General features: G+C 67.8%; 9 protein-coding genes. 5 read left to right on the top strand and 4 right to left on the bottom strand.

All coding sequences use genetic code 11. The annotated features are described in order from the left end of the window. Nucleotides 1-329: 329 nt before the first annotated feature. Nucleotides 330-3,860 (bottom strand): bifunctional proline dehydrogenase/L-glutamate gamma-semialdehyde dehydrogenase, encoded by a 3,531-nt coding sequence (locus BLQ10_RS21600; RefSeq protein ID WP_091565041.1) that lies wholly within the window; start codon nt 3,858-3,860, stop codon nt 330-332. A 229-nt stretch (nt 3,861-4,089) separates the two neighbouring features. Beyond that, nucleotides 4,090-5,553: an amino acid permease gene (locus BLQ10_RS21595; RefSeq protein WP_091565040.1), complete on the bottom strand. Its 1,464-nt coding sequence runs from the start codon at nt 5,551-5,553 to the stop codon at nt 4,090-4,092. A gap of 142 nt (nt 5,554-5,695) precedes the next feature. Between BLQ10_RS21595 and BLQ10_RS21590 the strand changes: the two genes are divergently transcribed. The 5 genes from BLQ10_RS21590 to BLQ10_RS21570 all read left to right on the top strand — a co-directional run bounded on the left by BLQ10_RS21590 (nt 5,696) and on the right by BLQ10_RS21570 (nt 10,729). Further along, the gene (locus BLQ10_RS21590; protein WP_091565039.1) at nt 5,696-6,646 is read left to right on the top strand and encodes a LysR family transcriptional regulator; all 951 of its coding nucleotides are present in this window, start codon (nt 5,696-5,698) and stop codon (nt 6,644-6,646) included. Nucleotides 6,647-6,754: 108 nt separating this feature from the next. Then, a complete protein-coding gene (gene panD, locus BLQ10_RS21585; protein ID WP_028275366.1) occupies nt 6,755-7,183 on the top strand; it encodes an aspartate 1-decarboxylase in 429 nt (142 codons plus the stop codon). A 162-nt stretch (nt 7,184-7,345) separates the two neighbouring features. Beyond that, complete coding sequence (locus BLQ10_RS21580; protein WP_091565038.1) at nt 7,346-8,272, top strand: AEC family transporter; 927 nt, start codon at nt 7,346-7,348, stop codon at nt 8,270-8,272. A 56-nt stretch (nt 8,273-8,328) separates the two neighbouring features. Continuing rightward, nucleotides 8,329-9,459 carry an FAD-dependent oxidoreductase gene (locus tag BLQ10_RS21575; RefSeq protein WP_091565037.1) on the top strand — a complete coding sequence of 377 codons (1,131 nt, stop codon included), beginning with the start codon at nt 8,329-8,331 and terminating at the stop codon, nt 9,457-9,459. Nucleotides 9,460-9,628: 169 nt separating this feature from the next. Next, entirely contained in the window at nt 9,629-10,729 is a 1,101-nt protein-coding gene (locus tag BLQ10_RS21570; protein ID WP_091565036.1) for a GmrSD restriction endonuclease domain-containing protein, read from the top strand. 38 nt (nt 10,730-10,767) lie between these two features. Here the strand turns inward: BLQ10_RS21570 and BLQ10_RS21565 are convergent, their stop codons facing one another. Further along, nucleotides 10,768-13,395, bottom strand: coding sequence for a trehalase-like domain-containing protein (locus BLQ10_RS21565; protein ID WP_091565035.1), 2,628 nt, complete (start codon nt 13,393-13,395; stop codon nt 10,768-10,770). Between the two features lie 147 nt (nt 13,396-13,542). After that, nucleotides 13,543-14,868, bottom strand: a complete 1,326-nt coding sequence (locus tag BLQ10_RS21560; protein WP_091565034.1) for a right-handed parallel beta-helix repeat-containing protein — start codon at nt 14,866-14,868, stop codon at nt 13,543-13,545. Nucleotides 14,869-14,892: the final 24 nt, after the last annotated feature.

Below are 14,892 nucleotides of genomic sequence, written 5' to 3'. Positions count from 1 at the left end.
CGTAACTGACTTCCGGTGCCCCCGACCGGGCCACGGAAAACCGCCGGGACGCAACTGGTGAGTGGTTTCTTGCAGCGCGTGGAGTAAACCCGCGATTGATCTATGGGCAACCCGCAACGGCCACGCCCGACATTCCTAGACCAGCGGTAATCTCCAGCCGAACACCTCGTCCTGCGGTAACCAACCCGCGCATATCAGTCTGACCGCGCCGTCGCCAACGACACGCTGACCACGAACCGAACGCCTCCCGGCCACCCAAAAAGGAAGCGGTCCCGGACAACCCAGCCCGGGACCGCTTCCCCACGCCCTTGACAGACGCGAACTACATATCAGATCAGGGCGTCCGAGATGTGGTTGGGGGTACCGAAACGGTGCGCCGTGATGCTGATGGCCTGCTCGTGCAGGAACGGCAACAGTTCCACCCGGCCTGCTTCCGTCACGGGGTGGGCATACACCGCCAGGTCCGGGCGGCCGCCCGTGGCCTCGGACAGCGCCTTGGCGTCCCCGCCGATCAGCCGGATCCGGGCGCCGGAGAGCTTGCCCGCCGCGGCGAGCGCGCCCGCGGAAGTGAGCCAATCGGCGTCGGTCTCAACAGTGGCGGCGATGCCAAGTCCGGACAGGACGGCACGCAGCTGGGCGGGAAGTTCGACGGCGGTGGAGACCGTCAGATCGGACCCGGCCAGAACGCCCGCGGCGACGGTCCGGACCAGGCCGGTCAGCGGCTCGCCTTCCGCGAGGCGGACGGTGACGGGCAGCGCACGGTAGCGGAACACGTTGCGCTCCGCGCTCAGGTCCGAGACGTCCTTCGCGGTGCCGAACTCTTCGGCCCAGGCGCGGGCGTCGGAGGCGAGCGCGCGCTGCAGCGGTGCGAGTTCGTCGGCTGTCAGGAAGCCCTTGGCCGCATCCTCGATCCGGCGGACGCCGGAGTGGGCGGGCGCAGAGCCCGGCGTGCCGGCGGCGGTGCTGGGCTTGCTGATCCATTCGCCGAGGCCGACGAGGTAGTTCGGGCCGCCGGCCTTGGTGCCGGCGCCGACGGCGGATTTCTTCCAGCCACCGAACGGCTGGCGCTGGACGATCGCGCCGGTGATGCCGCGGTTGATGTAGAGGTTGCCGGCTTGGATGGTGTCCAGCCAGATCCCCAGCTCTTCGGTGTTCAGCGAGTGCAGGCCCGCGGTGAGGCCGTATTCGATCTGGTTCTGGATCGCAATGGCCTCTTCGAGGGTCTCCGCGGTCATGACGCCGAGGACGGGGCCGAAGAATTCAGTAAGGTGGAAGTAGGATCCGCGGCGGACGCCCGAGCGCACGCCAGGGCTCCAGAGCTTGCCCGTGTCATCGAGCTTCCGCGGCTCGACGGCCCAGGTCTCGCCTTCGCCGAGGGTGGTGAGGGCGTTCAGGAGCTTGCCCTTGGCGGGCTCGATGATCGGGCCCATCTGGCTCGCCGGGTCCTCCGGGTAGCCGACCTTCAAGGAGGTGACGGCGTCGACCAGCTGGTTGTGGAAACGCTTCGATTTCGCCACGGAGCCGACGAGGATCACCAGCGAGGCGGCGGAGCACTTCTGGCCGGCGTGGCCGAAGGCGGAGTATGCGACGTCCTTGGCCGCGAGGTCCAGGTCCGCGCTCGGGGTCACAATGATGGCGTTCTTGCCGCTGGTCTCGGCCAGCAGGGGCAGATCCTTGCGGAAGGAGCGGAACAGCTCGGCGGTCTCGTAGCCGCCGGTCAGGATGACGCGGTCCACGGCTGGGTGGGAAATGAGCTGCTGGCCCAGTTCCCGCTCGCCCAGCTGGACCATGGTGAGGACGTCGCGGGGAACGCCGGCCTCCCAGAGGGCCTCGATCATGACGGCGCCGCTGCGGCGGGCCTGCTTGGCGGGCTTGATCACGACGGCGGAGCCCGCGGCGAGGGCCGCGAGGGTGGAGCCGGCCGGGATGGCGACCGGGAAGTTCCACGGCGGCGTCACGACGGTGAGCTTGGCCGGGACGAAGGTGGCGCCGTCGACGTCGTCGAGCTTGCGGGCGGACTCTGCGTAGTAGTGCGCGAAGTCCACTGCCTCGCTGACCTCGGGGTCGCCCTGGTCGATCGTCTTGCCGGTCTCGCTGGCCATGACCTCGAGGAGGTCGGCGCGGCGGGCCTCGAGGACGTCGCCGGCGCGGTGCAGGATTTCGGCGCGCTCGGCGCCGGAGAGTGCACCCCACGCCTTGCCTTTCTCGACGGCGGTGCCGATGACCGTGTTCAGGGTCGCTTCGTCGTTGATCGTGGCGGCCTCGACGGCGGCGTTGCCCAGTGTCGACGTGGCCACACGGCCTAGGATGGCGCGGCCCCAGTTGCGGTTCGCGGGCAGCGACGGATCGGTGTCCGGGGTGTTCTCGAACGAATCGTGCGGCAGCGGCGCGGCCGGAAGGGCGCGGTTCTGCAGGCGGTTCGCGGCCGGGACCTCGTCGTCGAGCTTGGCGAGCGAGGCGAGGAAGCGCTGCTTCTCACGCTCGAAGAGGGATTCGTTCTCGCTGAGTTCGAAGACGGCGGACATGAAGTTGTCCTGGCTGGCGCCCTCTTCGAGGCGGCGGATCAGGTAGGCGATCGCGACGTCGAACTCGGCGGGGTGGACCACCGGGGTGTAGAGCAGGAGGGAGCCGACGTCTTTCTTGACAGCTTCGGCCTGGCCTTGGGCCATGCCGAGCAGCATCTCGAATTCGATGCCGGACTCCACGCCGCGCTGCTTGGCCAGGAGCCAAGCGAAGGCGATGTCGAAGAGGTTGTGGCCGGCGACGCCGATCCGGATGTTGCGGATCCGGTCCGGGTGCAGCGAGTAGTTGATGACGCGCTTGTAGTTAGTGTCCGAGTCCTGCTTGGTGCCCCAAGTGGCGAGCGGCCAGTCATGCAGGGAGGCTTCGACCTGCTCCATCGGCAGGTTGGCGCCCTTGACGACGCGGACCTTGATGGCGGCGCCGCCGTCGGCGCGGCGGGCGGCGGCCCAGTCCTGCAGCCGGATCATGGCGGACAGGGCATCCGGGAGGTAGGCCTGGAGCACGATGCCGGCCTCGAGGTTCTTGAACTCGGGCATATCCAGGATCCTGGTGAAGACCGCAATGGTCATGTCCAGGTCCTTGTATTCCTCCATGTCCAGGTTGATGAACTTCGCCTTGGGGAAGGAGGCGGCCCGGGCGAAAAGCGGGGTGAGCTTCTCCACGACGTGCTCCACGGCCTCATCGAAGGCCCACGCGGAGTGCGGGGCCACCGTCGAGGAGACCTTGATCGAGACGTAGTCGACGTCGGGCCGGGACAGCAGGGCGTGCGTGCCCTCGAGCCGGCGGGAGGCCTCGTGCTCGCCGAGCACGGCCTCGCCGAGGAGGTTGACGTTGAGCTTGATGCCGTCCTTGCGGATCTTGGCGATGGCCGGGCCAAGCTTGGCGTCGGTGGCGTCGACAATGAGGTGGCCGACCATTTCACGCAGCACCCGGCGGGCAACCGGGATAACCACCTGGGGCAGGACCGGAGCCATGGTGCCGCCGAGGCGGACCGCGCTGCGCATGTACCAGGGCAGGAAGGCGGGGACCTTGGGGGCCAGAGCGGCGAGGTTGCGGGCGGCGACCTGCAGGTCTTCGGGACGGACGACGCCGTCGACGAACCCGACCGTGAAGTCAAGGCCGTTGGGGTCCTTCAAGACCCCGGCGAGCTGCTCGGCCGAGGCGTCGACGGGCACCTTTGCGGCTTCAGTGAGCCAGTGGCGCACCAGCGCGATGGTGTCCTCGGCGAGGGCTGCGGCCTCAAGGACCGTAGAGCCTTCCGAAACGGCGGCGTGCGTGGCTTCGTTGCCTGCGGCGTTTCCGGTGGTTGCGCCGGGCTCCGTGGAGATGTTGGTCATGGCTGGACTTCGCTCTTTCTCAAAATGTGGACCTCTTATGACTCAGTATGCAACCGGATTTTCATAAGATAAAGCGAAGTTTTCTGAGCAATACCGGTTAGAAAAACCGAAGATTCTTCGTCCTGCCCGAACGTTCGGAAACCACCCCGGAACCTTAAAATCCCGTTGCGCTACCCCTTCTGGCCTGTGGATAAGAGCCATAAGTGATAGCGCAACGGGGGTGGGATGGTTATGTCAGGGGGCGGTGCATCTCCACGATCTCTTCGTGCCGCGGGCTGTCAGGGTTCATCAGCGAGTGTTTGCGGCCGTAGGTGAAGTAGATGATCAGCCCGACCACAAGCCAGATGACGAACCGCAGCCAGGTCTCCCAGTGCAGCTGGAACATCAGGAACAGCGAGGCGAACACACCGAACGCCGGCACCAGGGGCATCAGCGGCAGGCGGAAGGTCCGCGGGGCGTCGGGTTTCTTGTAGCGGAACACGATCACCGACACGCAGACGACGACGAACGCGGCCAGGATGCCGATGTTGGTCAGGTCCGCCACGGCCTTGATCGGGAGGATGCCGGCCAGGACGGCGGCCCCGGCGCCGGCGATCCAGGTCACGCGCTGCGGTGTGCCGTTCCGGTCCGTCTTCGAGAACCAGCCGGGCAGCAGGCCGTCGCGGCTCATCGAGAACCAGACGCGGGTGACGCCAAGGAGGAAGGTCAGCATCACGGTGAGGATGGACAGGACCGCGAACACGGAGATGACTGTCGCGATCGTCGCCAGCCCGACGCTGTTGAAGGCGGAGGCGAAGCCGGCCTTGGGGTCGATCTCCGTGTAGTGCTGCATACCGGTGAGCACCAGGGTGGCGGCGACGTAGAGCACCATGGCGATGACCAGCGAGAGGATGATGGCCTTCGGCATGTGCTTCTTGCCGTCGGTCGCCTCCTCCGCCGCGGTACTCATGGCGTCGTAGCCGAACACCGCGAAGAACACCGTGGCGGAGCCGGCCACCACCGGACCGAAGCCGCTGGGCATGAAGGGGTCATAGTTATGGGCGTTGATGTAAAAGACGCCCAGGCCAATGATGAACAGGATCAGCACCACCTTGATGGCGACGGCGATCAGCTCGAAGCGCCCGAAGGTCTTGGTGCCTCGCGAGAGGATCCAGGTCACCAACAGGCAGACGAGGATCGCGGGAAGGTTGATGATGCCGCCCGTGCCCTCATCCGGCGTCGCTGTCATCCAGGCAGGCATGTGGACGCCGATGCCGGAGAGGAAGGCGTCGAAGTAGCCCGAGATGCCGATGGCCACCACGGCCACAATGGCGATGTACTCCAGCAACAGGTCCCAGCCGATAAACCAGCCGATCACTTCGCCGAGCGCAACGTAGCCATAGGTGTAGGCCGAGCCTGCCCGCGGGATCATGCCGGCGAATTCGGCGTAGGACAGCGCCGCGGCGGCCGATGCCAGGCCTGCGATCAGGAACGAGACAAGGACGGCCGGTCCGACGCCGGGCTCGCCCCCACTGCCGTGGGCCACCAGGCCCGCCAAAGAGAAGATGCCGACGCCGATAATGCCGCCAACGCCGATGGCCGTCAGCTGCCAGAGCCCCAGGCTCCTGTGCAATCCGCTGTGTTTGTTTTCTTCTTCAATGTCGTCGATGGGCTTGCGCCGCATGATCGACTGTGCCAAATCCTGCCTAGCCATCAGGGCCTCCTACTTAGGTGTGATGCCCATCAATCCACCCTGTGATGGGCGTTACCGAGTGACAACAGTATGCAAGCCCGATTGCATTAGATAAAGTGAATTCCCTTAACGAATAACCATCAGAATTCACAAAGGAATTGCGATGCTCGACGTCCGGCGTTTGCGACTGTTGCGCGAACTGAAAATCCGGGGCACGTTGGCCGAAGTGGCCGAAGCGCTCCAGTACAGCCCGTCGTCAGTCTCGCAGCAGCTGGCCCTCCTTGAGAAGGAGGCCGGAGTGGAGCTCCTCCGCAAGACCGGGCGGCGGGTGCAGCTGACCCCCCAGGCCGAAGTCCTGGTGGCCCACACTTCCCAGCTCCTGGAGACCCTGGAGCAGGCGGAGGCGGATTTGGCCGCGTCGCTGACCACGGTCACCGGTACCGTTCGGATTGCGGTCTTCCAGTCCGCCGCGCTGGCGCTCATGCCGGACGCCCTGACCAGGATGTCCTCCAGCTACCCCGAAGTCCGGGTGGAAATGACCCAGCGGGAACCGGAAACGGCCCTTCACGAGACGTGGGCCCGCGACTTCGACCTCGTGATCGCCGAGCAGTACCCTGGCCATGCCGCCCCGCACTACGCCGAACTGGACCGCGTGGCCCTGACCCGCGACGCCATCCGGCTCGCCGTTCCACCCGCTTCGCCCGGGCGCGACGCCATCAGGACGCTGGCCGATACCGCGGGCCTGCCCTGGGTGATGGAACCGCGCGGAGCGGCCTCCCGGCACTGGGCCGAGCAGGCCTGCCGGAGCGCCGGCTTTGAGCCCGACGTCCGCTTTGAAACCGCCGACCTGCAGGCCCAGATCCGGCTGATCGAATCGGGCAATGCGGTGGCCCTGATGCCCGACCTCGTGTGGACCGGCCGCGGCACCAGCGCCCAGCTGCTGGACCTGCCCGGGGATCCGCACCGGACAGTGTTCACCTCGGTGCGGCGGTCCAGTGCCAGGCGGCCGGCCCTGCTGGCAGCCCGCGAAATCCTCGCGGAGACGGCGGCATCAATCGTGCCCGCGGCGGCGGCCGGCGCCCTCGATCCGGCCCCCGTGGACCGGCCCGCATGACTGCCAGCCTCCGCGGACCGGCCTGCGTGGTCGGCCTGCGTGGCCGGCCCGCTGCGTGTGCGGTGGGCCACAGCGCGCGCGGTGGCCCCACGCTAGACTGGTGACGTTATGAATCGCACAATATTCAAATCCAAGATCCACCGCGCGACGGTCACGCACGCGGACCTTCACTATGTCGGTTCCGTCACCGTGGACCTGGATCTGTTGGAGGCGGCCGACATCCTCCCCGGGGAGCTCGTGGCGATCGTCGACGTCACCAACGGCGCCCGGCTCGAGACCTACACGATTGCCGGCGAACGCGGTTCAGGCGTGATCGGCATCAACGGCGCCGCCGCCCACCTGATGCACGAGAACGACATCGTCATCCTCATTACCTACGCCCAGATGACCACGGAAGAGGCGAAGGCGTACAACCCCAAGGTGGTCCACGTTGATCAGGACAACAAGATCGTCCAGATCGGCAACGACCCCGCGGAGGGCATGACGCCCGGCCTCATGCGCCCGCCGCACTCGCTGAATAACGCCGCGCTCAACTAGCGGCAACAGCCCCACCCCCGCCTGCCGGGTCCAGCAGCAGGCAGGCGCAGAGGGCGCGGCAGCACGCCGTCGGGCGTAATAGGACGGCCTGCGAAATAAAGCTGATTACTCTGGAACGGTGACCCTTCCCCGCCGCCCTCCCGCCTCGCTGCGCAGAACCGCGTGCTAGGGGTACTGGCAGGCTTCTTCGTCGTCTGGGCCATCATCCTGGTCGGCATGTTCGTGGGACGGCGCAACATCCTGGGCGAGAACGCCCGCCCCGTCCTCAGCGCCCTGACATTCTTCGTCGCGAGCCCCGCCCTGCTCTTCGAGACGCTCAGCAAGGCCAATCTGCATAACGTCTTTGCCGCGCCGTTGCTCGTGACGGCGGTGGGGGCCGTGATAACCGCGGCCCTGTTCTTTGGCATTGTGCGTTTCGCGCTCAAGCGGCCCGTACCTGAGGCTCTCATTTCGTCCATGAGCGCGTCCCTGGCCAACTCGGCCAACCTCGGCATTCCCATCGCCGTCTTCGTGCTCGGCGATGCCAGCTATGTGGCACCCCTGCTCATCTTCCAGCTGGCTTTCTTCACACCCGCCTTCCTCATGGCCTTGGATGCCACCACCAGTTCGCACCGCACCACGCCGCTGAGGTTCGTGCTCATGATCCTGCGGAACCCGATGATCGTTGGCACCGGGCTGGGTCTGGTGGTGGCCGGAACCGGCTGGCAGGTACCGCCGCTGATCATGGAGCCCATCCACCTGATCGGCGGGGCGGCCATCCCGGCCATGTTGATCGCCTTCGGCATGAGCTTGAACAACTCTGCGCCGCTGCAGGCAGCGGCCGGACGCCGGCTGGACACCCTGCTGGCCAGCGGCTTCAAACTGATCGTCCACCCGCTGGTGGCGTACCTGTTTGCCCGCTTTGTCCTCGGCATGCAGGAGCAGGCGCTGTTCGCCGCCGTCGTCACGGCAGCCCTGCCCACCGCCCAAAACGTGTTTGTCGCGGCCAGCCGTTACCGCACCGGCGTCACAGTAGCCAAGGACACCGTGCTGATCACTACGGTGGTAGCTGTCCCGGCCATGATCTGTGTGGCCCTGCTGCTGGCCTGACCGTATCTGGTCTTGCCCGGGCGGGCGAGACGGCACCAAACCCCGGAGGAGGACCCTTGAAAACAACCCTGGACACAGTGGTGATAGGCGGCGGTGCGATGGGCTCCGCGACCGCCTGGGCGCTGGCCCGGCGCGGCCGGGGTGTGACCGTGCTGGAGCAGTTCGGGCCCGGCCACCGCAACGGCGCCTCCCACGGCACAACCCGGAACTTCAACCCCGGCTACGCGGATCCGGACTACGTTGCCATGCTGGCCGAGGCGGCGCGGCTGTGGAGCGAGCTCGAAACGGACTCCGGCGAGCGGCTGCTCGCGCGCACCGGCGTCGTAAACCACGGCACCGACCCGCGGCTGCCCGAGGTCCGGAACGCGCTGCTGGCCGCCGGGCTCCGGGCAGAGTTCCTCTCCGCCGAGGACGCCGCCGAGCGCTGGCGCGGCATCCGGTTCGACCAGCGCGTGCTGCATATGGCGGACGGCGGCCAGTTGAATCCCGACGCCGCATTGCCGGCGCTGCAGCGCCTCGCCGCCGGCCTCGGTGCCGAGATCCGCCATCACGTGAAGGTCCTTGAGCTGAAAGTGCTCGACGACGGCGTCCGGCTCACGCTCGATTCCGGCGGCCGCACCGAGCTGCTCTCCGCCAGGCAGGCCGTAGTCACCGCCGGCGGCTGGACCACGAAGCTGCTGGCCGGCGTGGCGCCGCTGCCCCGGCTGACGGTCACCCAGGAACAGCCTGCACACTTCGCCATCACGGACCCCGGCGCCCAGTGGCCCGGGTTCAACCACATGCCCGGCCGCGGGGAGGCGTACGCGTATTGGCGTTCGCCCGTTTACGGCATGCAAACGCCCGGCGAGGGGATCAAGGCCGGATGGCACGGGGTGGGTCCGGTGGTGGACCCCGACCGGCGGACCTTCGCTGCGGAGCCCGAACAGCGGGCGGCCCTGCAGCGCTACGCCCGGGACTGGCTGCCCGGGGTCGACGCCGACTCCCTCACCGACATCAGCTGCACCTACACAACCACCGTGGATGAGAACTTCGTCCTGGACCGGATCGGCCCGGTTGTCATCGGTGCCGGCTTCTCCGGGCACGGATTCAAGTTCACGCCGGTCGTGGGCAGGATCCTGGCCGACCTCGCAACCGGTGACGGCGGGGCGCCGGCCATCTTCTCGGCATCCCGGCCGGGGGTCCGCTGACGGAATCGCGGGGCCGGCAAGCGGATCGACTGCTCCAACACGGCCCTTTTGGGTCCTCAAAAGGGCCGTGTTGGAGCAATCGATGAAGGGGAGCCGGTAGGCTGGGATCGGTCCGGCGCCAGGCGCAGGCCGCCCAGGCACCGGCACACAGCATGTAGTGGGGAAATAATTGCACACCGTTCGATCACAGCCAGCACCCGGCCGGAAGATCGGCGCGATCGACTGGATCGGTGCCGGGCTTGCGGGGCTGCTGCTCCTTGTCTCGGCGTCAGCGTGTGCCAGCCCCGGGGCAGTCCCCCCGGCCGCTGGAACCGGCGTCCGCCCCGGCGTGACGGCTGCCGCCGCCACCGCGTCGGCCGGCACGGACAGCGCCCCGCTGGATCCGGACACCACGCCCGGCGTCGATGTTCCCGGCGTCGGCGCCCCGCACCAGCAGCCAGCCTTTGCGAGCAAAGCCCGCGAGGTGCTGGCGACGCTGCCCGTCAAGGGCCGCGCACCAAAGACGGGCTATTCGCGCGAGCAGTTCGGCCCAGCCTGGTCCGACGTCGACCACAACGGCTGCGATACCCGCAATGACATGCTCCGCCGCGACCTCACGGCCCTCGCGCTCAGGCCCGGGACGCGGGGCTGCGTGGTGCTCTCCGGCGTCCTGGCGGACCCCTACACCGCCACCGCCATCAAGTTCCTGCGCGGCAACGCCACCAGCACCGCGGTCCAGATCGATCACGTCGTGGCCCTCAGCGACGCCTGGCAAAAGGGCGCGCAGAAGCTCAGCCCGGCGCAGCGGCTATCCTTCGCCAACGATCCCCTGAACCTGCTGGCGGTGGACGGCCCGGCCAACCAAAGCAAGAGCGACGGCGACGCCGCCACCTGGCTGCCGCCGAACAAGTCCTACCGCTGCACCTACGTCGCCCGCCAAATTTCAGTGAAGTCCAGCTACGGGCTCTGGGTGACCCAGGCCGAGCACGATGCCATGGCCCGGGTCCTCTCGGACTGCCCCGGCGCGCTGGCCCCGACCAGCAAGCCGGCATCCGCTCCAGCGCAGGCCGCGCAGGCACCACCGGCACGGCAGCCCGCCGCGGCACCTCCGGCCGTCCCCGCGCCAGCCCCGGCGAAGGTGCGGATGGCGCCCGCGCCTGCACCTGCCGGCGGGGTAGCTTACGCGAACTGCGCCGCGGTCCGCGCCGCAGGCGCTGCGCCCATCCACGTCGGCCAGCCGGGGTACAGCGGCAAGCTGGACCGCGACGGGGACGGCGTCGGCTGCGAGTAGCGGCGGCCGGCCCAGCTTCCGGTCAATTCCGGTGATAGTCAGTTCTTCTGGTGCTCGTGCAGGAGCCGGGCGCAGCGGATGAAGCCCAGGTGCGAATACGCCTGGGGATGGTTGCCCAGGTGGGTTTCCGTGCCGGGATCGTACTCTTCCGGCAGCAACCCCGTGGGACCGAACAGGTTCACCAGCTGGTCAAAGAGGTCCCAGGCCTCCTCGATCCGGCCGACGGCGATGTAGGCCTCGATCAGCCACGTGGTGCAGATGTGGAAGCCGCCCTCCAGGCCGGGCAGGCCGTCGTCGTACCGGTAGCGGAAAACGGTGGGCCCCACCCGCAGTTCCCGTTCCACCGCCGTGACGGTGGCCAGGAAGCGGGGGTCGTTGACGTCCAGCAGCCCGGAGAGACCGATGTGCAGCACGGCTGCATCCAGGTCCGGGCTGTCATAGGCCACGGTGTAGGAGTACGCCGACTCGTCCCAGCCTTCGTGCAGGACTTCCTGCCGGATTTTCGCCGCTGTGGGCTCCCAGGCCGGCAGCGGTTCCCGGCCATGCCGGGCGGCCGTGCGCAGCGCCCGGTCAAGCGCCACCCAGCACATCACCTTCGTGTAGACATGGTGCCGGGGCGCCCGTCTGGCCTCCCAGATGCCATGGTCCGCCTCATGCCAGCGGGCCAGCACGGCCGCGGCCATCTGGACCAGCAGTTCCCAGTGGTCGTCGGAGAGCACGCCCTGGCGGGCGCTGAGGGCGTCGATCAGCTGGGCAATCGGGCCAAATACGTCCAGCTGCACCTGGTGGTCGGCAGCATTCCCGATCCGGACCGGGCGCGATCCCGCGTAGCCGGGCAGGCTCTCGATGATGGCCTCGGTGGACAGTGGCGCCCCGGTCACCGAGTAGAGCGGATGCAGCCACTCCGGGCCCGGGGCGTGGGCCAGGATCCGGCCCAGCCAGGCCAGGAAGCCCTCGGCCTCGGCGGTGGAGCCGAGGTCCACGAGGGCGTTGACAGTCATGGACCCGTCCCGCAGCCAGCAGTACCGGTAGTCCCAGTTCCGGGTGCCGCCGATTCCCTCCGGCAGCGAGGTGGTGGGCGCGGCCAGCACGGCGCCGGTGGCTTCGTGGACCAGGGCCCGCAGCACCAGCGCGGACCGGCGCACCAGCGACGGCTTCACGTCCGGCAGTTGCAGCTCGTGGACCCAGCGCCTGGAGTGATGGGCGACGGCGGCGCGACGCCCGGTTTCGTCTTCGGGCACCGCCGGCTGGGGTTCCGTGTCGCCGCAACGCAGGTTGAGGACCACGGGCCCGTCCCGCAGGTCGACGTCGCCCGTGGCGGTGGCGTGCCGGCCGTCCGAGGTGATGGAAAAGGCCACTCCGGGGGCCCGAAGCGCGATGGGGTCCGCGGTTCCGACGACGTGCAGTTCCGTCCCGCGCGCCTCCATGCTGAACGGCGCATTCGCGTAGTCCGGCCGCGGAGCGAAGACGATCCGGGCTGTGCCGGTGCCGGAGAGGACCCGGACCAGGCTGGTGATGCCTTCCGGGGCCGGCTCCAAGTAGTCCGTCACGGTGACGTCGGCCCAGCGGGTTTCGACGATCATGGTGCTGTCCACGTAGCGCTGGCCAAGGACCGGCGAGGACTTCACCGGTTCCACGGAGAAGTGGCCGGCCGCATCGCCGCCGAGCAAATGGGCAAACAACGACCCCGAGTCCGGCAGCGGGTGGCTCATCCAGCAGATCTTGGCGTCCGGCGTGATCAGGGCGGTGGAGGAGCCGTTGCCGATCATGGAGTGCCGTTCCAGCCCCACGGCGTCCTCGCCGAAGAGCCACGCCCGCCGCAGTTCGAACAGGATCGCCAGGACCCGGGCGAACGACTCCGTGTCCCGGAGCCTGTGGTTCGCCACGCTGGGCCCTTCCCCCACGCGCAGCGCCATGTCCGGTCCCCGCAGGGTTGCCATGGCCAGCTCATCGCTGGACGCGTCGCCGGCGTAGAGGGCGGCACTGACACCGAGCACGGAGCGCAGGTGTTCCATGGCCGCAGCTTTGGACGGTTCGACGACCGAAAGGTCCAGCACTGAGCCGTCCACGATGAAGTGCAGCCCGTTGTCCTGGGCGATGTGCGAGGCCTTCCCGATGGCCAGGGCAACGATGTCCGGCGCCGCGGACCGCGTGTGGACGGAGACTGCGACGGGCTTGCGTTCGATGCTGACGCCCCGGTACGCGCCGACCGTTTCGGCGAGGGCCTGGTGGGCGTGCTGGAGCACGGACTCGGTGGCCAGCGAGAGGCTGTGGGCGTAGCCCATGTCGAACTCGGCACCGTGCGAACCCACCAGATGCACCTCGGCGGGCAGGCGTGAGACGGCGGCGAGGTCGCGGAGGGACCGGCCGGAAATGACGGCGGCGTGCGTATTGGGCAGGGCGGCGAGCGCACGGAGGGCGATCGCCGCGCTGGCCAGCGGCAGGGTCTCGGTCGAGATCCCTTCCGCCGCGCAGAGGGTTCCGCCATAGTTGCACGCCACCAGCAGGCCGGGGGTGCGGGCCAGGATCTTGAGCTCAGCCAGCAGTTGCGGCGTCAGCCCGTCGTCGGCGGCCTCAGTCTGCACGAAGGCCCGGAGCAGGCCCAGTGGGAGGGATTTGGTCAGAAGGGCAGAGTCAGCCAAGGACTGGTTGAGCGGAGTGGGCATGCGCGGAGTCCTTCGAATAGTCCCCAATGCCTTGCATGAGAATCGTCCTCGGGAGGACGTAGTTCCAGTATCCTCCGGACACAGTTTCGCCCGGGTTGCCCGGCGGTTGCAGGTATGTAACGTCTGCCGGCACGGTGGAAGTGCGTTTCAGCAGTTGGCTGGCCTGTATTCGTAAGTCCCCGCATCGGCCGCTCCACCGCCGCGGCAGTCGCCCCCCTGATTGGCCGGCCGCCCGTCCAGATCCATGGGGAACGGACTGACCCCGGCCCGGTCAATGGCCGGACTCGCGCCGGAGAGGTGGAGATCGGCGGGTGCATTCACAAAGTCGGCCGGCTCGGTGGTGGAGGTGGCGCTGGGAACGATGTTGGTGGGGCCATTGAGGACATTCCCTTGCTCCGTCCAGCCGGTACCGTCCATCCACAGCGCGTCGCTGACCGCTACCAGGATGTTTCCCCTGATGACAGTGGAGGCCGGGCATGACGAGTGGCAGACGAGGGCCTGGGAGTCCGGGCCGTCCAGCCATACAGTGTTGTATTCGAACGTGGTGCCGTTGGTCGGGCCGAAGGATGACGTCCTTCCGCGGGCGATCAGCCCCATGGCCTTGGAGCAATGGGCGCCGCAGGTGGCCCGGACGAGGTTGTAGCTGTAGGTGTTGCCGTCGGCCGTACCACTGCCCCCTCGCCCTATTTCGGAGAAGACGTTGTTGTCCACCGCCACGTTGTGGTGGATCCTGTTCCGGTTGCCGTTATAGATCTCGAAGGCGCTGCCGTCGAGTCCGAAGTCGTGGGACGGCGCGCTGGAACCCGTGACGGTGTTGCCGGCGAACTCGTTGTCGCTGCCGTTGATCAGGAAGCCGAAGGCGCCCGAATCGTCTTCGCAATTCACGGCCGTAGGGGTGCCGCACCGCTCCCCCGGGGTGTTCACGTTCATGATGTTGTTGTCAGCGAGCGTGTTGTTGGCATAGCTGCCGAAGTCGGAGCCCTCGCTCACCTTGATACCAGCGGCGTTGTTCTTCGCGGCGGAGTTCCATATGAAATCGTGGTCGCCGTAGACGCTGAACCCGGCGTAGCCGCACGATTCCGCCCGCAAGCCGTCCACGGTGATGTAGTCGCCGTCGAGGCTGACGCAAGTACCCGTCAGCCCCCCCGTAATGACAGGGAGATCGCCGGTTCCGTAGGCATCCAGGGTGATCTTGAGCCGGCTGGTGCCGCCCTGGCTGACCACGAGGCCCCCAGAGAAGATGTCTCCGCGGCGAAGGCTGACAGAGTCCCCGGGCCGCAACGCCGTGGCGTTGACCTTATCAAGAGTCTCCCAGGCCGATTGTGGCGATGTCCCGGCGTTGGCGTCGCTACCGTCCGCGCTCACGTAATACGTGGCACCCCCGGTCGAGGCCGGCGCGGATACACCGCCGAGCAGTCCGCCCAAGAACAGCAGGACGAGCAGCGTGGCGGCGGCTGTGGGCTTGATCTTCATGGGTGCACCTGGGTTTTCGCCATG

This window comes from Arthrobacter sp. ok362 (assembly GCF_900102785.1).
Taxonomy (GTDB): Bacteria; Actinomycetota; Actinomycetes; order Actinomycetales; family Micrococcaceae; genus Arthrobacter.
This window is presented reverse-complemented; position numbering and strand designations above follow the sequence as displayed.